Consider the following 18,351-nt stretch of genomic DNA (forward strand, 5'->3'; position numbering starts at 1 on the left):
TCCGTGTCCGACTTCGCCTTCACAAAGTCCAGCTACAGCGGCGGCAACCCGGGGCAGGATTGTGTCGAGGTGGCAACCAACGTGCCCACCGTCGTGGCCGTCCGCGACTCCAAGAACGCTGCGGGTCCGGTCTTGCAGTTCGGTGACCGCGAGTGGCTCGCGTTCCGGTCCGCCGTGATCGACGGGCGGATACCTACGGCCCCGTGAGCGGCTTAGCCGCAGGGGCCCGGAGACGAGCTCCTAGCGCGGTGCCAAGGTGACCTGGAGGATGTACACGCGCTGGTGGCGCGGAACGGTCTGGTGGACGAACATGCCGCCGGGAATGATCTCCTGGCCCAGAGCCGGGGATGCGCCCTGGTAGAGCGTGCCCTCAAGGTATTGGGCAGCCGCTGCCCGTACCAGCTCGTCGGCCGTCTCCTCGACCCTGGCGATGAAGGCCAAGTCGTCGATGCCCCCGATGACGTGCTCCGCGCTGGGGTCGTACTCCCAGTGCCACTCAGCCACCGGTCACCGCGCGGCGAGCCTCGTTGTACACGTCGCGCACCTCGTCCATGGCAGCTCGCCACTCCGGGGCGTCACGGTCGAGAGTGTGGATGATGTGCTGCGCGGCTTCCATGCGCTGGTCGAGGTCGCGACGCCGCTTCATCTCGATGACGGTGGCCCACTTGAGCTGGAAACCCTTGATCGGCTCGAACGATCCCGACTCCGTGGCCCGGGTGAACTGCACATCGCGGTCGGCCAGCATCTCCGGTAGCCGCGCGGGAGCGACCCGGGCGAGGGCGGCACGCAGGCTGGGAAAGGCCAGGTCGGGGCGGGGTACCAGTTCCTCGGGTGGTTCCTCGGGTTGGGCACTCATGCCGCTGCCCTCTCCTTCGTGCCGGGGCTGGCCGGGGTGGCGCCGTTCCCTTGCATCCTAGGGCGGCGTACGAGGCGCGCGCTGCTGAAGCAGGCCGACGGTGCTCGGGTGCACACCACGTGGCGGTGAACGGCATACCCCGCCCTCACCCCGGGCAGGCGCGCCCGGCACAGATCAGTGTCGAAAGGAACGTGTCATGCGGAGCAAGTGGGTTCGACGGGTTTCGGTGGCTGCGAGTGGGGCGGTTGCCGCGGGGGTGCTGCCGCTCGTTGTGGCCGGTCCGGCGCAGGCGTGGTCGTGGGACTGCCAGCAGTACCTGCGGCACAAGGGCTACAACGTGCCCGTCGGCGGCGAAGCCGCCAAGGCCTGTTCGATCGCGGAGGACGGGGAGGGGTCGGCGTACTCGCTCGACATCTGCCGGACGCGGCTGGAGGCGCTGCACGTGAAGAACAAGTATGCGGTGCCTGCTTGTAAGAAGGGCGCTGCGAGGTAGCGGCACCACGTACGGAGGGAGGGCCCTGGCGACCGGCGTCGCGAGGGCCCTCACCTGTGAGGTCAGGCCCCGCCCGCCAGCCCCACCGCATCGGCCAGCGCGCCCATTTCGAGGTCCAGCAGTGTGGCCGCGTCGTGGCCCATGCCGCCGAAGTTGCCCTGGACTTCGAGGCTGACGATGCCGTGCATGCGGGTCCAGGCGAGGACGGAGGCGGCGAGGGCGGGGACCGGGTCGGTGGCTTTCGGGGCGTAGGTGGCGATCCAGTCGGTGACGGCGGGGGTGGCGGTCACCCAGGCGCGTACCTCGTCGTACAGCGGTTCCGCCGCCGGCCACGGCTCGCCTTCGGCCAGGACGGCCACGAACGGGCCCATGACCGCGCGGGCGCTGTCCGTGGTGTGGGCGGGTGCCTCGTACGCCGCGGCGGGGGTGCCCGCGAGGAGCAGGTAGCGGTGCGGCTGGGCGAGGGCCCAGTCGCGGTACGCGTGGGCGAGGGCGAGCAGCCGGGCGCGGGGTGAGCGGTCGGCGACCCGGTGCGCGGCCGTGCGGATGGCCTCGGCGGCGTCCTCGTAACCGTCGCTGATGAGCACCGTGAGCAGGTCGTCACGGTTGCGGAAGTACTTGTAGAGGGCCGGGCCCGACATGCCGAGGGTCTTGGCGATCGCGTTGATGCTGAGCGCCTCGATGCCGCCCGCCGCGATCTGTGCCAGCGCGGCCTGCTTGATCTCCTGCTGGACCTGGGCCCGGTAGCGCTGGCGTGGCGTTCGGGCGGTGTCGGGGGTGGATGCGGGGGTGGGGTTGTCGGACGGCGGCATGGGGCGGCTCCGGCGGTTACGGGCGGTGAGTTCTCCAGGGGGAATCGTAGCGGCTGTAGATTTGGTTAGAGGCTGTAGCTATAGTGAGTTGCGTTAGCGCGCTTCGGGTGTTCCGGAGCGGCGTTCCTTCGAACGGAAAGGTTCCGCCATGCCTTCCAAGCCCGCCCGCCCACTGCACGTCGTCCTCGGCACCGGCCCCGCCGGCCTCACGCTCGCCCAGGTCCTGCTGCGCCAGGGGCTGCGCGTACGGACCGTCGACCGGACGGGCCGCACCGTGCTGCCCGGCGCGGAGGCCGTCGCCGCCGACCTCGGTTCGCCGGACGCCGCACGGGAGGCGGTGCGGGGCGCCGAGGTGGTCTACCACTGCGTGAACGTCGCCTACGAGCTTCAGGTCGAGGTGATGCCCGCGCTCCAGAAGGTGATCGTGGAGGCCGTGGCGGCGGCGGGCGCGCGCCTGGTGGTGATGGACACCCTGTACCCGTACGGTCCCTCCCGCGGCGAGCCGCTGACCGAGGACTCCCCGTGGCGGGCCACTTCCCGTAAGGGCCGGATGCGGGCAGAGCTGGACGAGGCGTACCTGGCGGCCCACGAGGCGGGGCGGCTGCCGGTCGTGCTGGCCCGCGCCGCCGACTTCTACGGGCCGCGTGTCCTCAACTCGACGCTCGGCGCGACGACTTTCCCGCCTGCCCTGACCGGCGGCACGGTCATGGCCATCGGCACCCTGGATCTGCCGCACAGCTTCACGTACATCGGGGACGTGGCCCGTGGCCTGGCCCGCCTCGGCCAGGAGCCGGCCGAGTACGGGCGGGTCTGGCACCTGCCGACGGCCCCCGCGCCGACCGTGCGCGAGGTGCTGGACCTGGTGCGGGAGTGCGTCGGGACGCCGTTCGAGACCGAGGTGCTGACCGAACCGCGCGCCTGGGGGCCGTTCGACGCAAGCTTCATGGCGGAGTACGCCGAGCTGTTCTACCAGCACACCGAGGGGCAGACGATGGTCTCGGACGCGTTCGAGCAGCGCTTCGGCATGGCGCCGATGCCCCTGCGCGCGGGGATCGGCGCGACCGTCGACTGGTACCGGGGGTGGCTCATGGAGCGGAGCGGGGCAGGCGGCGCGGCGGCCTGACGGCCACCCTGGCCACCTCCGTACGCCCTGGCAGCCGAAGCGCCAGGAGTACGCCGACGGCCGCCACCCCCGCGAGGATCACCAGCGTGGGGCCCATCGCGGAGACGAAAGCGGAGGGCGGGGTGGCGGTGGAGGATGAGGCCGGGGTGGAGGGCGAGGCTCCCGTCCCCGCGAACGCGGTCATCAGCATCGTCGCCAAAGCCACCCCCACCACCGGCCCCACGTTCATGGCCGTCTGCTGGAGACCCCCCGCCACCCCGGCGGCCTGCGCGGGGGCCTGGCGGACGATCGCTGCCGTCGCGGTGACCATCACGGTGCCGAATCCGGCGCCCAGCAGGAAGAAGCAGCCGCCGATGGCCACGCTGCCCGACGTCTGGTCGAGGCGGGACGTCAGGAGGATGCCGACGGTGAGCAGGAGGGCCCCGCATGTCGTGGTACGGCGCGTGCCCAGCCGCCGCTGTACCTGGGCCGAGACCGGCGCGCCCACCACCATCATCACGGCCAGCGGCAGGGTTTCCAGTCCGGCGCGGAACGGGTCCAGCGCGAGCACGTTCTGGAGGTAGTACGTGCACAGGAACAGGGCGCCGAACATGGCCGCCGTCGCCGTGACCAGGGTGCCGAGCGCGGGGGTGACGCCCGGGGCGCGCAGTACGTCCGGCGGGATCAGCGGGCCGGGGGTGCGCCGCTCGTGCCGTACGAAGATGCCGCCCGCCACGACGGCGGCGGCGAGCCCCAGCGCGGTGACCGGTGTCCAGCCGCTCTCCGGCAGGCCGACGAGCGTGTGCACCAGGCCGCTCAGCGCCACGGCCAGCAGGAACGCGCCGGGCAGGTCCAGTCGCACGGCGGCAGCGGAGGGCCGGGGCCGCGGCTCCGGCAGCCGTACGGCGACAGCCAGGCCGCACGCGGCCAGCGCGGGCACGATGTTGAGGAAGAAGACCGCCCGCCAGCCCAGTTGAGCGGCGAGCGCGCCGCCGAGGACCGGCCCGGCCGCGGCGGCCAGCCCGATCGCGCTCGTCCGCACCGCGATCGGCGTGCCGATCCGGTCGGGCGGATAGGCGGCCCGCAGCATGCCCAGCGTGGCCGGTTGCAGCAGCGCGCCGAACACTCCCTGGGCGACGCGCAGCCCGATGAGCCAGCGGATGTCGGTGGCCAGCCCGATGCCCGCCGAGGTGAGGGCGAAGCCGAGCACTCCGGCGGCGAAGACCTGCCGGTGGCCGTACCGGTCGCCGAGGCGGCCCGCGAAGACGAGGAGGCTGGCCACGGCGATCAGATAGCCGGTGCCCGCCCACTGGACCTCCACGAACGAGGCGTCCAGGTCGCGTTGGAGGGTGGGCTGAACGACGGTCAGCACCGTGCCGTCCAGGGCGACGATCACCGCTCCGGTGATGCTGCTGATGAGGGTGAGGTGCTGGAGGCGGCGGGGGCTCACCGGGGGGCCGGGCCCAGGTGGGCGTCGAGCGCGGCTCGCAGCAGCGGCTCCACGTCGTCGGCGCCGGTGGCGAGCTGGAGGCTGCCCCATCTCCACAGTTGGGCGATGCCGTGCAGATTCGCCCACAGCGCGCCCGCCACGACGCATGGTTCGGCGTCCGGACGGGTGCGTGCCTGGGCGATCAGGTCCACGAGCGCGGTGAACATCGGCAGGCTGGTCTCGCGCAGGCCGAGGTGGCCGCTTTCCAGCAGGTCGTGGCGGAACATCAGCTCGTACATGCCGGGGCGCGTACGGGCGAAGCCGAGGTAGGCGCGGGCCAGTGCGTGGAGTTGGGCACGGGGGTCCGACTGTGGCTGGTCGCCCGCCTCGGCGGCCAAGTGCTCCGACAATTCCCCGAACCCTCGCCGCGCGATGGCGGAAAGCAGGGAGAGGTGCGTAGGGAAATAGCGGCGTGGTGCCCCGTGCGAGACGCCGGCGCGGCGCGCGATCTCCCGCAGGGTCAGCGCCTGCACGCCTTCGGTCGCGACCAGTTCGGCCCCGACGGTGACCAGGCGGGCGCGGAGGCCGCCGTCTTCCTGTTCCGGCGTGCCGGGCGCCTTCGACGTGTCCATAGACACTGTCTACCAGTGGTGTGTAGACAGTGTCTACTCCCGGGGGATGCTGTGGGATGATTGCGTCGTGCCCGCACGGGATTGCGGCGGGCTCATGGGTACGCAATTCCTTTGCGTACCCCTTCGGTTACGTGCGCCCGGCCTCTTCCGGGCGGAAACGGGGATATCAGACAGTGCGCATTACGGGGAAGCGCGGCCGGGTGGCCGGAATCGCGACCGCCGCGGTGTTCGTCGGCGGCATGCTGCTCGGTACGGCCACGCCCGCCAGCGCGAAGTCCAACGACTACGCGTGCGGCAACTGGAAGAGCGGCAAGCACGCGTGGTCCGCGTCCTGCATCGTGTGGAGCGGTAAGGCGCGCTCCGAGACCGAGTGCTACAGCGCCAAGAAAAAGAAGACCTACGCCCAGCACGGGGCATGGGTCGGCCGTGGCTCGTGGACGTTCAGCGGGAACTGCGGCAAGGACCGGCTGGTGTCGCTCGACACGCGCTGGAAGCGCTGACCGGGCACGCGTAACGGCCTTTCTGGCCGTGCGGCGGCCCTCGGGACGCAAAGGCGTGTGGAACGGCCCCGTAAGGCCGTATCGCACGCCTTTTCCGGCCCGGAGGCCCACTCCGGCTGCGCGCCCGCACCGCACCTCGCACACTGGGAACAATTGCCTCGTCGCACGGGGGAATCCACTGGCGGGGTGCTTCAAATCAGCAGGACCGAAGGGGCTGATTTGGGATGCGAGTCGCGGTCATAGGACAGGGATATGTGGGCTTGACCGGAGCGGTCGCCCTGGCCCATCAAGGGCATCACGTCACCGGGATCGAACAGGATCCGGACCGGCTGCGCGTCCTGGAGGCGGGACGGGCGCCGGTCTTCGAACCAGGGCTGCCGGAGCAGCTGACGGCCGCACAGGCCACCGGCCGGCTCTGCTTCGCCCGGTCCGTCACCGAAAGCCACCGGCGGACGCCGTTCGACATCGTCCTCGTCACCGTCGGGACACCACCCGCGCCGGACGGCTCCGCCGACCTGACGCAGGTGACTCCCGTACTGAACGAGGTCCTCCAACTGCTGCCCGCGCCCTGCGTGGTGCTCAAGTCGACCGTGCCACCGGGCACCAGCGCCATGCTCGCCGAGACCTACCCGCGGCTGCGTGAACGCTTCGCGTACAACCCGGAGTTCCTCAACCAGGGCAGCGCGCTGGAGGACTGGGCGGTTCCCGCCCGCATCGTGGCCGGTACGTGGCACGAGGCCGGGCTGCGGGCGCTGCGCGAGCTGTACGCGGGGGTGGCCGCGCCCTGGGTCGAGACGACGCCCTCCGGAGCGGAGATGATCAAGTACGCGAGCAACGCCTTCCTCGCCACGAAGATCAGCTTCGCGAATGAGGTGGCCGGCATGTGCTGCGGCCCGGACATCGACATCGACCATGTGATGCTGGGCGTCGGCTTCGACCCCCGGATCGGCCATGCCTTCCTCCAGCCCGGCCTCGGGTACGGCGACTCCTGCCTGCCCAAGGACACCCACGCGCTGGCCCACTGGGCGAGCACCGAAGGTCTGGCGACCCCGCTGCTGCGCGCCACCATCGCCGTCAACGATGCCCAGTTCGGCCTGGCCATCCAGATGCTGCGCGCCGAACTCGGCGGCGGCCCCGCCGACGGCCTGGCGGACGCGGAGATCGCGGTGCTCGGCGTACGGTACGAGCCCTGGAGCGACGACCTGCGCGCGGCGCCCAGCCGTACGGTGATCCCGGCGCTGCTCGGGCAGGGCGCGCGGGTGCGGGTCTGGGACCCGGGCACCGATACGGACGCCATCACCGGCCTGTTCCCCGGCGCCCGTGCGGCGGAGGGCCTGACGGAGGCGGTCGAGGGCGCCCACGCGGTTGTGGTGCTGACCGAGTGGCCGCAGGCGATCGAGGCCGACTGGCAGGCGCTGGCCGCCCTGCTCGACGAGCCGCGTCTGATCATCGACGGGAAGAACTGTCTCAGCCCGGAGCAGATGGGCGAGTTGGCCGTGCGCTACCGCAGCATCGGCACCCGGTTGCCCGCCTCGGCCGACGGCGGGCGGCCCGGACCGGCGGCCGGTGACCGCAGCGGCACGGAGTCGGAACCGGAAGCCGCCGTCCGCAGGCTCCCTCCGGAACCGCCGCCCCCTCTCCCAGACCGGTGAATCTCGGGATGTAAGGCACCAAATGCCGCTCGCCGTGGGTACGGACACAGGGACACAGAGGTCGGTCCCACGGCGAGAAGAGCGTTTCACGTGAAACAGCCACCCACGCTGGACGAACCGCCTCCGGGCGGAGTGCCCCCGGAGGCGGTTCCTCCTGAACCCTCGGCGTGGGCCCCCATGCGCCGCCGGATGTTCCGGGCGCTGTGGACGGCCCAGCTGGCGGCCAACATGGGCACCTGGATGCAGACGGTCGGCGCCCAGTGGCTGATGGGCGACCTCGGCGGCGGGCCGCTGGAGGTGGCCCTCGTGCAGACGGCCACCACGCTGCCGGTCTTCGCGCTGGTGGTGCCGGCCGGTGCGCTGGGCGACATCCTCGACCAGCGGCGGCTGCTCCTCGGCGGGCAGCTGCTGATGTTCCTCGGAGCGGCCGGGCTGGCCCTCGTCACCGGCGCCGGCCAGGCGACGCCGACCCTGCTGCTCCTGCTCACCGCCCTGATGGGGGTGGGCGAGGCGTTCTGCATCTCCTCGTTCCAGGCCATCCAGCCCGAGCTGGTCAGCAAGGACGAGATTCCCCAGGCCGCTCTGCTCAACAGCGCCAACGGCAACGTCGCGCGGGCCGCCGGGCCGGCTCTGGGCGGCCTGCTCATCTCCGCCGCGGGCCCGGCGGCCACCTTCGGGATCAACGCGCTGTCCTTCCTGGGCGTCATGATCGTGCTCTACGCCTGGCGTCGGCCCGCCACCCACCGGCCGCTGGGCTCGGAGCACGTACGGGGCGCGATCCGCGCGGGCGCCCGGTATGTGCGCAGGGCGCCCGAGTTCGGCGCCGTACTCGGCCGTTCCGGGCTCTTCATGCTCTTCGCGGGCGGGCTGTGGGCGCTGCTCCCGGCCATCGCGCGCGGGCCGCTGGGCATGAGCGCCGGGGGGTACGGGCTGCTGCTCGGCTGTGTCGGGGTGGGCGCGGTGGCCGGTGCGCTCGCACTGCCCGTCGTCCGGCCCCGTACGACGACGAACGGCCTGGTCACCGTCTCCATGGTGCTGTACGCGGCGACCATGGCGGTGATCGGTCTGGTGGACTCCTCGCTCGTGGCCGCGCTCGCCCTGATCGTCTCGGGCCTGGCCTGGGTGGCCGTGCTGTCCACCCTCTCCGCCTCGGCGCAGATCCTGCTCCCCGTGTGGGCACGCACCCGCGCGCTCGCCTACTACCAGCTGGTCTTCATGGGCGGGCAGGCGCTGGGCGGGGTGGGCTGGGGCCTGGTGGCCGACTGGTTCGGCGTACAGAGCGCGTTCGTGATCGCGGGCATCGGGCTGGTGCTGACGACGGTCGCGAGCATGCGGTCGATGCCGATGCCCGCCGGGCACATCGACATGGAGCACGTCCAGCACTGGCCCGAGCCGGAGAGCCTGGAGACGCCGGGCCGGAACATCGGCCCCGTGCTGGTCATCGTGGAGTGGCAGGTGGAACGGGCCAACGCGGAGGCGTTCATCCAGGCCATGCGGCCGGTCGGGCAGGCGCGGCGGCGTACCGGCGCGACGATCTGGGGCCTGTACGAGGACATGGACGACCCGACGGTCTTCCTGGAGACGTTCACCGTCGTCTCCGAGCGCGAGCACCTGCGCCAGCACCTGGAGCGCGGCACCAAGGAGGACCAGGAGCTGGAGCTGCGGGCCCGCGGCCTGACCCGGTCGGGCACCGCCCCTCGCGTACGGCATCTGATCTGGGCGTACGCGCTGGACCGCAGCGAGGAGCTGTCGGATCACGACGGGGCGATGACGGCTCACGACGGGGAAGTGTCGGCGCACCGGCACTGAAAGGGCGAGCGCACAGGGCTGCCGGGCCGCCAGGGCCTCCCGGCCCCTCCCACCCCCCTTCCGTCCCGCATTCTGGACCACCCTGCCCGACGCATACGTGTTGTATCTATGCTGTGCGCATGCCATCAGTCGCCGCTCCGGTCACAGCTGCGCCGGAAACCCCCACCGGTACCGCCACCGCCACGAAAACCCCGCCCGCCGCCGAGCGCGTCTACGCGTACGTCAAGCAAGCCGTACTGGAGCGGCGCTACGAGGGCGGCATGCTGCTCACCGAAGGCGAGCTGGCCGAGGCCGTCGGCGTATCGCGCACGCCCGTACGGGAGGCGCTGCTGCGCCTTGAGGTCGAGGGGCTGATGAAGCTCTACCCGAAGAAGGGCGCCATGGTCCTGCCGGTCTCCGCGCAGGAGATCGCGGACGTGGTGGAGACCCGCCTGCTGGTCGAGGAACACGCGGCCCGCAAGGCCGTGCCCGCCTCGCCCGCGCTCATCGCCGAGCTGGAGGAGCAGCTCGCGAAGATGGAGGAGCTGGCCGCCTCCGGCGACCTCGCCGCCGTGTCCGTCGCCGACCGCTGCTTCCACGCGGCGATCGTGCGCAGCGCGGGCAACCGGATCCTGGACCGGCTGTACGAGCAACTGCGCGACCGGCAGCTGCGGATGGGCGTCGCCGTCATGCACGCCAACCCGGACCGCATCGCGAAGAACATCGCCGAGCACGGGGAGATCCTCCAGGCGCTGCGCGCCGGGGACGCGGCCGCGGCCGTGGATGCCGTGCACCGGCACGTCAGCTGGGTGCGGAACCTGGCCCAGGGGGACGTCCGATGAGCGGCTCCACCACCGGCCGGGGCGCCCTGCTGCCCGGTGACCCGCCCGGCGGCCGCAAGGCCATGGCGGTCTGGGGCATCGGCGTCGCCGTCTACTTCGTGGCGATCACCTACCGTACGAGCCTCGGCGTGGCCGGACTGGACGCGGCGGAACGTTTCCACATCAACGCCTCCGCGCTGTCCACCTTCTCCATCCTCCAGCTGCTCGTCTACGCGGGCATGCAGATACCCGTCGGCCTGCTGGTCGACCGGCTCGGCACCAAGAAGGTGCTGATCCTGGGCGTGGTGCTGTACACCGTCGGCCAGTTCGGCTTCGCGCTGTCGCAGTCGTACGCGATGGCGCTGGGCTCGCGGGCGCTGCTCGGGTGCGGTGACGCGCTGACGTTCATCAGCGTGCTGCGGCTGGGCGCGCGCTGGTTCCCGGCCCGGCGCGGTCCCCTGATAGCCCAGATCGCCGCCCTCATCGGGATGGCGGGCAACCTCGTCTCCACCCTGGTCCTCGCCCGGCTGCTGCACACCTTCGGCTGGACCCCCACCTTCGCGGCCAGCGCGCTGGGCGGCATCGCCGTCCTCGCCCTGGTGCTGGCCTTCCTCAAGGACCACCCCGAGGGTTACGAGCCCGCCCCGGCGCCCGCCACACACACCGGCGCCGCCTTCGTCCGCCGCCAGATAGCCGACGCCTGGCGCGAGCCGGGCACCCGGCTGGGCATGTGGGTGCACTTCACCACCCAGTTCCCGGCGATGGTCTTCCTGCTGCTGTGGGGCCTGCCGTTCCTCGTCGAGGCCCAGGGCCTGACGCGTGGTGAGGCGGGCGAACTGCTCACCCTCGTCGTGCTGTCCAACATGGTCGTCGGCCTGGTCTACGGGCAGGTCATCGCCCGCCACCACGCCGCCCGTACGCCGCTGGCGCTCGGCACCGTCGCCGTCACCGCACTGCTGTGGGCGGTCACGCTGGCCTGGCCGGCCGACCACGCGCCCGTATGGCTGCTGATCGTGCTGTGCACGGTGCTCGGCGCCTGCGGCCCCGCCTCGATGATCGGCTTCGACTTCGCCCGCCCGGCCAACCCGCCGGAGCGCCAGGGCACCGCCTCCGGCATCGTCAACATGGGCGGCTTCACGGCCTCGATGACGACGCTGCTGGCGATCGGCATCCTGCTGGACGCCACCGGCGACAACTACCGCATCGCGTTCGTCTCGGTCTTCGTCCTCCAGGCGCTCGGCGTCGCGCAGATCCTGCGGCTGCGCGGCCAGGCGCACCGGCGGGAGCGGGAACGGCTGGTGACGAGCCGGGTGGAGGCGGTGCACGTACCGGCGTGACGGGGACGACGCACGTACCGGCGTAACGGGCGGGACCACGTACCGGCGACGGGCCGGCCGGGAGCCGGCAGCGCGCGCGGCGGCGGCCCTACGGAGTGATCGCGAAGTGCTCCAGGATCGCCGCCGCCAGCTCCCGCTCGCCGTCGATCTTGACCTGGTCGGCGACGGCGGCGGGCCGCACCCGGCCGCAGGCCAACCGGAGGAAGATCTCCCAGTCCATGGAGAGCGTCACGGCCGGGCCGAGCGAGACGCTCTCGTCGATCGAGCCGTTGCCCTGCGCGTCCACCCGGACCGTCCGCATGAACTCCAGCGCGCCGCTCACGTCGAAGACGACGGCCGAGCCGGCGGGCGCACCCGAATGCTTGGCGACCACCCTCGGCAGCGCGAGCAGCAGCAGGTCGCGGGTGAGCTGGCCGCCGGGCGAGTCGAGGTTGCCGGGCAGGTTCAGCGCGTGGCGCAGGTCCTGTTCGTGGACCCATACGTCGAACGCCCGCTGCCGCAGGGCGTACGCCAGCGTGCGCTCCTCGCCGAGCGGGGTGCGCAGCACCGTCTCGGGGTCGCGGGTCTCGTTGCGCAGCGACCGCGCGCGACGAATGATCATGTACTCCAGCTCGGCGGTCATCTCCGGACCGGTGTGGTGCCGCCGGACGTCCACCTGGAGCTCCATCCGGCGGGCGAAATCCGTGCGTACGTGGTAGAGGTCGCGCGGCAGGGAGTGGATGGGCCGGGGGTCGCCGAGCATCTCGCTCTCCAGGCCGATGATGTGCGAGACGACATCGCGCACGGACCACCCCGGAAGGTCCGTCGGCCTGTTCCACTCGCCTTCGACCAGTGGCTTGACCAGCTCGGATATCGCTTCGATGGAGTGCGTCCAGGCGTCGATGGAGGGCTGCAGGCTGGGATGGACGGTCACGGAACCCCTCGGACGGTCGTACGCGGGCTGCTGTCTGTGCAGTTAAGTTACGCTGCGCACGGGCACCCCGGCAGTGCTTTCGGGTGACCATCGTAGGCCGATTTTTGACGGCGACCCGGCTCGAATGCTTAGGCGGTGGTACTGTGCGCGCTTCACTGATCCAGCTTCAGGTGGACACGGCGGAACCGGTCAACGCGCGGCGGGAGCGGGCCTGTTCACTGGTCCGCGAGCGCGCGACCAGCGATCTCGTCGTCCTCCCCGAGCTGTGGCCGGTCGGCGCCTTCGCGTTCGAGACGTTCGCCGACGAGGCGGAACCGCTCGAAGGCCCCACGTATCAGGCCATGTCGGAAGTCGCCCGGAACGCCGCCGTCTGGCTGCACGCGGGCTCCTTCGTCGAGCGCGCCCCCGACGGCACCCTCTACAACACCTCGCTCGTCTTCTCCCCCGACGGCCGGCTCGCCGCCTCCTACCGGAAGATCCACCGCTTCGGTTTCGACAAGGGCGAGGCGGTCCTGATGGGCGCCGGCGACCAGCCCGTCACCGTCCCGCTCCCGGACACGACCCTGGGCCTGGCCACCTGTTACGACCTGCGCTTCCCGGAACTCTTCCGCCAGTTGGTGGACGCCGGCGCGCAGACCCTCGTCATCCCCGCCGGCTGGCCCGCCCGCCGCCGCGCCCACTGGTCGCTGCTGGCCCGCGCCCGCGCGGTGGAGAACCAGAGCTACGTACTGGCCTGCGGCACCGCGGGCACGAACGGCGGCGTCGAGCAGGCTGGCCACAGCGTCGTCGTCGACCCGTGGGGCGAGGTGCTGGCGGAGGCCGGCCCGTACGAGGAAGTGCTGACCGTGGAGCTCGATCCGGCCAAGGTGGGCAAGACCCGGGAGGACTTCCCGGCGCTGCGCGACCGGGTGCTGGGCCTGGACACTCCGTAACCGGGAGCGGCCCCTCAGCCGTCCCCCCGCTCCCGCTCCGCCAGCCGGATCACACCCACCGCGACGGCGATGAGCAGCGAGGGATCGGCGTCCTTGCGCACCACCTGCACCGCGTAGGCGTCCCGTACGGACAGCCAGCGGCGCGAGATGTCCGCGAGCAGTTCGCCGTCGTACTCGATGGCGAACTCGCGGTCCAGGATCTTGCCGCTGACGTCCAGCTCGGTGCCGTCCACCAGCTCCACGCGGTAGTGGTTGCGCAGCAGCGACAGCCGCTTGCGCCGGATGGTGGCCAGCGGCCGGTCGTCCCGCTCGATGGTCATGGTGTCGCGCAGGGCGAGCCACTTCTTGCGGATGGTCACCAGGACGCGCCGCTGGGTGTCCTTCAGCTCGAAGGTCTCGCGCAGCCGCAGCGCCTTCCCGTCGACGAGATAAACGTGCCGACCGTGCTCGTCATCGATCCAGTAGTCGTCACCGATGCCGAAGATCCGGTCGTGAATGAGAAACCTCATGCCGGACATGTTCCCGGCCCCCGCCCGCCAACGCCCCGCACCACTCCGCACCGCATCTCCCCATCTCTCCGCCGCCTCCCCGGCGCGAGGCCGCCGGGCCCGTACAGCCAGGTGACCTTCCGCGCCCCGTACGCGGGTCCTTCACCACCCCGCGCCGCCCCGCACGGACCATGGCCCCATGGCAGAAGCGGTCACCACCCGGCAGTTCACCCCCAAGGCGGGCTGCCCCCGCTGCACCGCCCTCGACACGGCCCGCCGCCGGGCCCGGGCCACCCACGACCGGAGCGCCGAGACGGACGCGCGGGTACTGATCAAGAAGCACATGGGCGGGGAGCACGGGACGGTGCTGGAGGCGGGGTGGACATGATCCGGACGCGGGAGGGCCTTGTACGGGGTGCGCCCTGTCGGCTGCCTCACACGCCGTACTCCCGTGACCGCGTGTTCATGCCCAGGTGGCACCCTTGAACCATGAACGACGCCCCCGCTTCGAACGCCCCGCGCCGCGCCCGAGTCCGCGCCCCCGAGCTGGGCGGAAAGGGCGGCTGGCTGAACACCGGCGGCAAGGAATACACCCTTGCCGACCTGCGGGGCCGCATCGTGATCTTGGATTTTTGGACCTTCTGCTGTGTGAACTGCCTGCACGTCCTCGACGAGCTGCGGGAGCTGGAGGAGCGGCACCGGGACACCGTGGTGATCATCGGGGTGCACTCGCCGAAGTTCGTGCACGAGGCCGAGCACCAGGCCGTGGTGGACGCCGTCGAGCGGTACGAGGTCGAGCACCCGGTGCTGGACGACCCGGAGCTGGCCACCTGGAAGCAGTACGCGGTGCGGGCCTGGCCGACGCTGGTCGTGATCGACCCCGAGGGGTACGTCGTCGCCCAGCACGCCGGTGAGGGGCATGCGCACGCCATCGAGACGCTGGTCGGCGAGCTGGAGGCGGAGCACGAGGCGAAGGGGACGCTGCGGCGCGGCGACGGGCCGTACGTACCGCCGGAGCCGGTCGCCACCGACCTGCGCTTCCCCGGCAAGGCGCTGCGCCTGCCCGGCGGCACCTTCCTCGTCTCGGACACCACCCGGCACCAGCTCGTGGAGCTGGCCGCGGACGGCGAGACCGTACTGCGCCGGATCGGCAGCGGCGAGCGCGGCTTCGGCGCGGACGCCTTCAGCGAGCCGCAGGGCCTGGCGCTGCTGCCGGACGGCAAGGTCGCGGTCGCCGACACGGTCAACCACGCGATCCGTACGTTCGACCCGGAGACCGGCGAGGTCGCGACCGTGGCCGGCACCGGCAAGCAGTGGTGGCAGGGCTCGGCGACCTCCGGCCCCGCCCGCGAGGTGGACCTGTCCTCGCCGTGGGACGTGGCGTGGTGGCAGGACCGGCTGTGGATCGCGATGGCGGGCGTGCACCAGCTGTGGACGTACGACCCGGCCACGGAGACCGTCGAGGCAGCCGCCGGTACGACCAACGAGGGCCTGGTGGACGGGCCGGCGGCGGAGGCGTGGTTCGCGCAGCCGTCCGGCCTGGCGGCGGCCGGCGACCGGCTGTGGGTCGCGGACTCCGAGACCAGCGCGGTCCGCTGGCTGGACACGGACCTCGTCGTGCACACCGCGGTCGGCACCGGCCTGTTCGACTTCGGGCACCGCGACGGCGACGCGGCCCAGGCGCTGCTCCAGCATCCGCTGGGCGTCACCGCGCTCCCTGACGGCTCGGTCGCCGTCTCCGACACGTACAACCACGCGCTGCGCCGCTACGACCCGGCGACCGGCGAGGTCAGCACGCTCGCGACCGACCTGCGCGAACCGTCCGACGCGGTGCTCGTCGGCGACGAGGGCTCCGGCGACCCGGAGATCGTCGTGGTCGAGTCGGCACGTCATCGCCTGACCCGGCTGCGGCTGCCCGAGGAGGCCGTACGGGTCGAGTCGGTCGCCCACCGCACCCAGCGCGCGGCCACCGAGGTCGGCCCCGGCAAGCTCCGCCTTGACGTCATCTTCCAGGCCCCCGCGGGCCAGAAGCTGGACCTCCGGTACGGCCCGTCCACCCGCCTCCTGGTCAGCTCGACCCCGCCCGAACTGCTGGCCTCCGGCGACGGCGCGGACACCGACCTCGCCCGCGACCTGGTGCTGGCGGACGGCGTGACGGAGGGCGTGCTGCACGTCTCGGCGATGGCGGCGTCCTGCGACGACGACCCGGCGATCGAGTACCCGGCCTGCCATGTGCACCAGCAGGACTGGGGCGTCCCGGTGCGGGTGGTCGAGGGCGGTACGGAGCGGCTGGCGCTGGTGCTGGCGGGCATGGACGAGGGCGCGGCCCAGGAGTAGCCGAGGGGGGCGGGCGGTCCTCGCCAGGACCGCCCGCCCCACCCCTACCCCTTCGGCTTCGTATAGCTCTCCGCCCGGTTCAGCGTGCTCTGCCAGTACGTGACCTGGGAGGCGCCGACGGCCACCGGCGCGTTACGGAAGTCGACGCGCTGCGGCGGCCCCTTCGGGGAGCCGTTCAGATCGCTCCCGCTGAACTCGACCGTCGCGTACGTCTTCTTGCCACTGCCCTTTTCGGCGGCGGTGCCGGTCGGAATACTCGCCCAGACCGTCCCCTTGGGCCGTACGGTCTCCACGTCCCCGCCCATCACATTGCTGTCCTTGAGCAGCGGCAACGGGTCCTTGGCGCCGTTGAAGCGGACCAGCGGGTGGTTGTAGACGAGGCAGGAACGGGTGCTGCTGGTGTTCACGGCCTTGATCACCACATGATCGTTGGGCGCATGCGAATAAATCTCGAACCGGAACATTCCGGGACCGCAAGCCCGCGCCCCACGCGAACCGGCTGCCGCACCGGCACCCGCCGCCGCGCCGCCACCGATGATCTTTTTCGTCTTGCTCTTGGACGATTTCTTCGACGACGACTTCTTGGAGCTGCTCTTACTGCTCTTCGAGTTCCCGGAACAGCCGGTCAGAGCAAGCGCCCCGGCCATCGCAACGGCCAGCGCCGCGTAGGAGGCGGAGTGGCGGGAGCGGCGTGCGGTCATGGGTTCCCCCAGTGATGTCACTGCGTTCAGTGGTGCGGATTGGGCGGGGCGTGTGTGGGTGGCATGGCAACGACACCATAGCGAGTGGGGGGCGGGGCGCCAGTGGTGCCATATGGGCCCCGTACGAGCCTTAACGGGTATTTCCGGGCAGGCCGACGGGACGAGCGTGGTATTGGTACGCCCGTTCCTTGATCACTCGCCGCCGAACACGCCCGCGCTCACGCCGACGAGCAACGCTCGGAGGGCATTCCGGTCGCCCAGCCCTATCGGATGCCGACTATGTCGGCCTTTATTCCGACCAGGAGGCTCCGGAACGCCTTGGGGCCGGTCGTGATGACGCGCCTGAGGTCTTCGCTTTCGCGGAGGGATACGTGGCTGCCGGTCGAGGCTATTTCGACGCAGTTATTGCCGGATGCCTCGGAGAATGAGGACTTGAGCCACTGCGGTTCGGGCACGGTTGCTCCTCCTAAAGAGTAGCGGCGATGGAGAGGGTGAGATCCCTCGACTTCTTCGGATTCAACGCCACCTCTTCGACGCAGTCCATACGTCGCCGGAAGTTGGCCAAGTGGGTCGGTGAATCGAAGAAGATGGCGCCGACTGGCGAGTCCACTTCCACGGTGTCCAGTTGAGGGTTGGAGGCCGAAGCGTAGATCATGGAGCCCTCGGCCATGGGGAAGCCGCCGGCGTCGAAAGGGATCACCAGCATCCGGACGTTGGGGCGTTCGCTCTCTTCCAGGAGGTGGCTGAGCTGCGCTTTGGCGGTCTTCCGTCCCCCGATCTGCATACGCAGGGCCGTCTCGTGGATCGTTGCCACGTAGGGAATGCCTGGCTCTCGCGCCACCACGTCGTGCCGTGCCAGGCGGTGGGCCACCCGCAATTCGACCTCCAGTCGCGGCAATGCGGGGATGTACAGGTCGAACAGTGCCCGGGCGTGGTCCTCGGTCTGGAACAGGCCGGGGATGTGTACCGTCTGCAGCGTCCGCAAACTCGTCGCGTGGTGTTCCAGTTCCGCGACGTCCAGGAAGTCCGGCGGGATCTTGCCCCGGTACTCGTCCCACCAGCCCTTCGACCGGCCGCCGGTCATCGCGGCGAGGGCGTCGACCAGCGCGGGATCGTCGCATTCGTAGATGCTGGCCAGGCGGCGCAGCCGCTCCTCGCTGATGCCGAACCGGCCCGCTTCGATGTTGGAGATCATCGTGCGGTCCGCGCCCAGCCGCTCGGCGGCGACCGGGGCGGTCATGCCGACGGCTTCGCGCAGACGCCGGAGTTCGGTGCCGAACCGTCGTTGGCGGACGGTGGGGACTTGGCGTGGGGCCATGGGGCGACTCCTTGCTCGGGTGCCCCAGCGTCTCGGCCTCGGAAACCGGCTGTCCGCCGAATCGCACGGAAGCACTCGTTGGAGTGACTTGGGTAGCACCCGTTGGAGAAGCGGGGCTACGGTGTGGCGCACGTCACTACGTCGCCCGGTGTCGGCCCCACGGAAGCGCACCGCTCTCACAAGTGCGGCAATGCCACCGCCCGCCCCCCGAGCGTCTCGACCCGTACGGAACGTACGTCC

General features: G+C 71.3%; 21 protein-coding genes. 11 read left to right on the forward strand and 10 right to left on the reverse strand.

Going from position 1 to position 18,351, the window contains the following annotated elements:
- Positions 1 to 3 precede the first annotated feature (3 nt).
- A complete protein-coding gene (locus CP984_RS20005) occupies positions 4 to 207 on the forward strand; it encodes a DUF397 domain-containing protein (protein WP_003980349.1) in 204 nt (67 codons plus the stop codon).
- Positions 208 to 240: 33 nt separating this feature from the next.
- Here the strand turns inward: CP984_RS20005 and CP984_RS20010 are convergent, their stop codons facing one another.
- Both CP984_RS20010 and CP984_RS20015 read right to left on the reverse strand, forming a co-directional pair.
- Positions 241 to 504 (reverse strand): hypothetical protein, encoded by a 264-nt coding sequence (locus CP984_RS20010; RefSeq protein WP_003980350.1) that lies wholly within the window; start codon positions 502 to 504, stop codon positions 241 to 243.
- A complete protein-coding gene (locus CP984_RS20015) occupies positions 497 to 856 on the reverse strand; it encodes a hypothetical protein (protein ID WP_003980351.1) in 360 nt (119 codons plus the stop codon). The genes CP984_RS20010 and CP984_RS20015 overlap by 8 nt, the downstream gene beginning before the upstream one ends.
- Positions 857 to 1,052: 196 nt before the next feature.
- On the opposite strand from CP984_RS20015, the gene CP984_RS20020 reads away from it, so the two are divergent.
- Positions 1,053 to 1,349, forward strand: coding sequence for a hypothetical protein (locus CP984_RS20020; protein WP_030180794.1), 297 nt, complete (start codon positions 1,053 to 1,055; stop codon positions 1,347 to 1,349).
- A 62-nt stretch (positions 1,350 to 1,411) separates the two neighbouring features.
- On the opposite strand, the gene CP984_RS20025 is transcribed toward CP984_RS20020, so the two are convergent.
- On the reverse strand, positions 1,412 to 2,161 hold the full coding sequence (locus CP984_RS20025; RefSeq protein WP_003980353.1) for a TetR/AcrR family transcriptional regulator: 750 nt from the start codon (positions 2,159 to 2,161) through the stop codon (positions 1,412 to 1,414).
- Between the two features lie 148 nt (positions 2,162 to 2,309).
- Here CP984_RS20025 and CP984_RS20030 point away from each other — a divergent pair, with 148 nt between their 5' ends.
- Positions 2,310 to 3,284 (forward strand): NAD-dependent epimerase/dehydratase family protein, encoded by a 975-nt coding sequence (locus CP984_RS20030; RefSeq protein WP_003980354.1) that lies wholly within the window; start codon positions 2,310 to 2,312, stop codon positions 3,282 to 3,284.
- On the opposite strand, the gene CP984_RS20035 is transcribed toward CP984_RS20030, so the two are convergent.
- Both CP984_RS20035 and CP984_RS20040 read right to left on the reverse strand, forming a co-directional pair.
- Positions 3,247 to 4,713, reverse strand: coding sequence for an MFS transporter (locus tag CP984_RS20035; RefSeq protein WP_003980355.1), 1,467 nt, complete (start codon positions 4,711 to 4,713; stop codon positions 3,247 to 3,249). The genes CP984_RS20030 and CP984_RS20035 overlap by 38 nt on opposite strands.
- Complete coding sequence (locus tag CP984_RS20040) at positions 4,710 to 5,324, reverse strand: TetR/AcrR family transcriptional regulator (protein ID WP_003980356.1); 615 nt, start codon at positions 5,322 to 5,324, stop codon at positions 4,710 to 4,712. The genes CP984_RS20035 and CP984_RS20040 overlap by 4 nt, the downstream gene beginning before the upstream one ends.
- Positions 5,325 to 5,497: 173 nt before the next feature.
- Between CP984_RS20040 and CP984_RS20045 the strand changes: the two genes are divergently transcribed.
- The 5 genes from CP984_RS20045 to CP984_RS20065 all read left to right on the forward strand — a co-directional run bounded on the left by CP984_RS20045 (position 5,498) and on the right by CP984_RS20065 (position 11,422).
- Positions 5,498 to 5,824: a hypothetical protein gene (locus CP984_RS20045; protein WP_063755967.1), complete on the forward strand. Its 327-nt coding sequence runs from the start codon at positions 5,498 to 5,500 to the stop codon at positions 5,822 to 5,824.
- Positions 5,825 to 6,048: 224 nt separating this feature from the next.
- Positions 6,049 to 7,476: a UDP-glucose dehydrogenase family protein gene (locus tag CP984_RS20050; protein WP_050498917.1), complete on the forward strand. Its 1,428-nt coding sequence runs from the start codon at positions 6,049 to 6,051 to the stop codon at positions 7,474 to 7,476.
- Between the two features lie 90 nt (positions 7,477 to 7,566).
- A complete protein-coding gene (locus CP984_RS20055) occupies positions 7,567 to 9,285 on the forward strand; it encodes an MFS transporter (RefSeq protein WP_197049362.1) in 1,719 nt (572 codons plus the stop codon).
- A 119-nt stretch (positions 9,286 to 9,404) separates the two neighbouring features.
- Positions 9,405 to 10,106 carry a GntR family transcriptional regulator gene (locus CP984_RS20060; RefSeq protein WP_003980360.1) on the forward strand — a complete coding sequence of 234 codons (702 nt, stop codon included), beginning with the start codon at positions 9,405 to 9,407 and terminating at the stop codon, positions 10,104 to 10,106.
- Positions 10,103 to 11,422, forward strand: a complete 1,320-nt coding sequence (locus tag CP984_RS20065; protein ID WP_003980361.1) for an MFS transporter — start codon at positions 10,103 to 10,105, stop codon at positions 11,420 to 11,422. Before CP984_RS20060 ends, CP984_RS20065 begins: the two co-directional genes overlap by 4 nt.
- 88 nt (positions 11,423 to 11,510) lie before the next feature.
- On the opposite strand, the gene CP984_RS20070 is transcribed toward CP984_RS20065, so the two are convergent.
- The gene (locus tag CP984_RS20070; RefSeq protein ID WP_003980362.1) at positions 11,511 to 12,335 is read right to left on the reverse strand and encodes a maleylpyruvate isomerase family mycothiol-dependent enzyme; all 825 of its coding nucleotides are present in this window, start codon (positions 12,333 to 12,335) and stop codon (positions 11,511 to 11,513) included.
- 143 nt (positions 12,336 to 12,478) lie between these two features.
- On the opposite strand from CP984_RS20070, the gene CP984_RS20075 reads away from it, so the two are divergent.
- Positions 12,479 to 13,267: a carbon-nitrogen family hydrolase gene (locus CP984_RS20075; protein WP_003980363.1), complete on the forward strand. Its 789-nt coding sequence runs from the start codon at positions 12,479 to 12,481 to the stop codon at positions 13,265 to 13,267.
- 14 nt (positions 13,268 to 13,281) lie between these two features.
- Here the strand turns inward: CP984_RS20075 and CP984_RS20080 are convergent, their stop codons facing one another.
- Complete coding sequence (locus CP984_RS20080; protein ID WP_003980364.1) at positions 13,282 to 13,776, reverse strand: LURP-one-related/scramblase family protein; 495 nt, start codon at positions 13,774 to 13,776, stop codon at positions 13,282 to 13,284.
- A 178-nt stretch (positions 13,777 to 13,954) separates the two neighbouring features.
- On the opposite strand from CP984_RS20080, the gene CP984_RS20085 reads away from it, so the two are divergent.
- Positions 13,955 to 14,143, forward strand: a complete 189-nt coding sequence (locus tag CP984_RS20085) for a hypothetical protein (protein WP_003980365.1) — start codon at positions 13,955 to 13,957, stop codon at positions 14,141 to 14,143.
- Positions 14,144 to 14,244: 101 nt separating this feature from the next.
- Entirely contained in the window at positions 14,245 to 16,092 is a 1,848-nt protein-coding gene (locus CP984_RS20090; RefSeq protein WP_003980366.1) for an NHL domain-containing thioredoxin family protein, read from the forward strand.
- A gap of 44 nt (positions 16,093 to 16,136) precedes the next feature.
- On the opposite strand, the gene CP984_RS20095 is transcribed toward CP984_RS20090, so the two are convergent.
- The 3 genes from CP984_RS20095 to CP984_RS20105 all read right to left on the reverse strand — a co-directional run bounded on the left by CP984_RS20095 (position 16,137) and on the right by CP984_RS20105 (position 18,111).
- Positions 16,137 to 16,793, reverse strand: coding sequence for a DUF4232 domain-containing protein (locus tag CP984_RS20095; RefSeq protein ID WP_030180799.1), 657 nt, complete (start codon positions 16,791 to 16,793; stop codon positions 16,137 to 16,139).
- A 263-nt stretch (positions 16,794 to 17,056) separates the two neighbouring features.
- Positions 17,057 to 17,248, reverse strand: coding sequence for a DUF397 domain-containing protein (locus CP984_RS20100; RefSeq protein ID WP_003980368.1), 192 nt, complete (start codon positions 17,246 to 17,248; stop codon positions 17,057 to 17,059).
- 11 nt (positions 17,249 to 17,259) lie between these two features.
- The gene (locus tag CP984_RS20105) at positions 17,260 to 18,111 is read right to left on the reverse strand and encodes a helix-turn-helix domain-containing protein (protein ID WP_003980369.1); all 852 of its coding nucleotides are present in this window, start codon (positions 18,109 to 18,111) and stop codon (positions 17,260 to 17,262) included.
- Positions 18,112 to 18,351: the final 240 nt, after the last annotated feature.

The sequence above is a fragment of the Streptomyces rimosus genome (assembly GCF_008704655.1).
GTDB lineage: Bacteria > Actinomycetota > Actinomycetes > Streptomycetales > Streptomycetaceae > Streptomyces > Streptomyces rimosus.

Excerpts from the sequence above, each read along its gene's own strand:
- CP984_RS20015 (WP_003980351.1), bottom strand. The coding sequence starts at position 856 with ATGAGTGCCCAACCCGAGGAACCACCCGAGGAACTGGTACCCCGCCCC.
- CP984_RS20020 (WP_030180794.1), top strand. The coding sequence starts at position 1,053 with ATGCGGAGCAAGTGGGTTCGACGGGTTTCGGTGGCTGCGAGTGGGGCG.
- CP984_RS20025 (WP_003980353.1), bottom strand. The coding sequence starts at position 2,161 with ATGCCGCCGTCCGACAACCCCACCCCCGCATCCACCCCCGACACCGCC.
- CP984_RS20030 (WP_003980354.1), top strand. The coding sequence starts at position 2,310 with ATGCCTTCCAAGCCCGCCCGCCCACTGCACGTCGTCCTCGGCACCGGC.
- CP984_RS20040 (WP_003980356.1), bottom strand. The coding sequence starts at position 5,324 with ATGGACACGTCGAAGGCGCCCGGCACGCCGGAACAGGAAGACGGCGGC.
- CP984_RS20050 (WP_050498917.1), top strand. The coding sequence starts at position 6,049 with ATGCGAGTCGCGGTCATAGGACAGGGATATGTGGGCTTGACCGGAGCG.
- CP984_RS20060 (WP_003980360.1), top strand. The coding sequence starts at position 9,405 with ATGCCATCAGTCGCCGCTCCGGTCACAGCTGCGCCGGAAACCCCCACC.
- CP984_RS20065 (WP_003980361.1), top strand. The coding sequence starts at position 10,103 with ATGAGCGGCTCCACCACCGGCCGGGGCGCCCTGCTGCCCGGTGACCCG.
- CP984_RS20080 (WP_003980364.1), bottom strand. The coding sequence starts at position 13,776 with ATGAGGTTTCTCATTCACGACCGGATCTTCGGCATCGGTGACGACTAC.
- CP984_RS20085 (WP_003980365.1), top strand. The coding sequence starts at position 13,955 with ATGGCAGAAGCGGTCACCACCCGGCAGTTCACCCCCAAGGCGGGCTGC.
- CP984_RS20090 (WP_003980366.1), top strand. The coding sequence starts at position 14,245 with ATGAACGACGCCCCCGCTTCGAACGCCCCGCGCCGCGCCCGAGTCCGC.
- CP984_RS20095 (WP_030180799.1), bottom strand. The coding sequence starts at position 16,793 with ATGACCGCACGCCGCTCCCGCCACTCCGCCTCCTACGCGGCGCTGGCC.
- CP984_RS20105 (WP_003980369.1), bottom strand. The coding sequence starts at position 18,111 with ATGGCCCCACGCCAAGTCCCCACCGTCCGCCAACGACGGTTCGGCACC.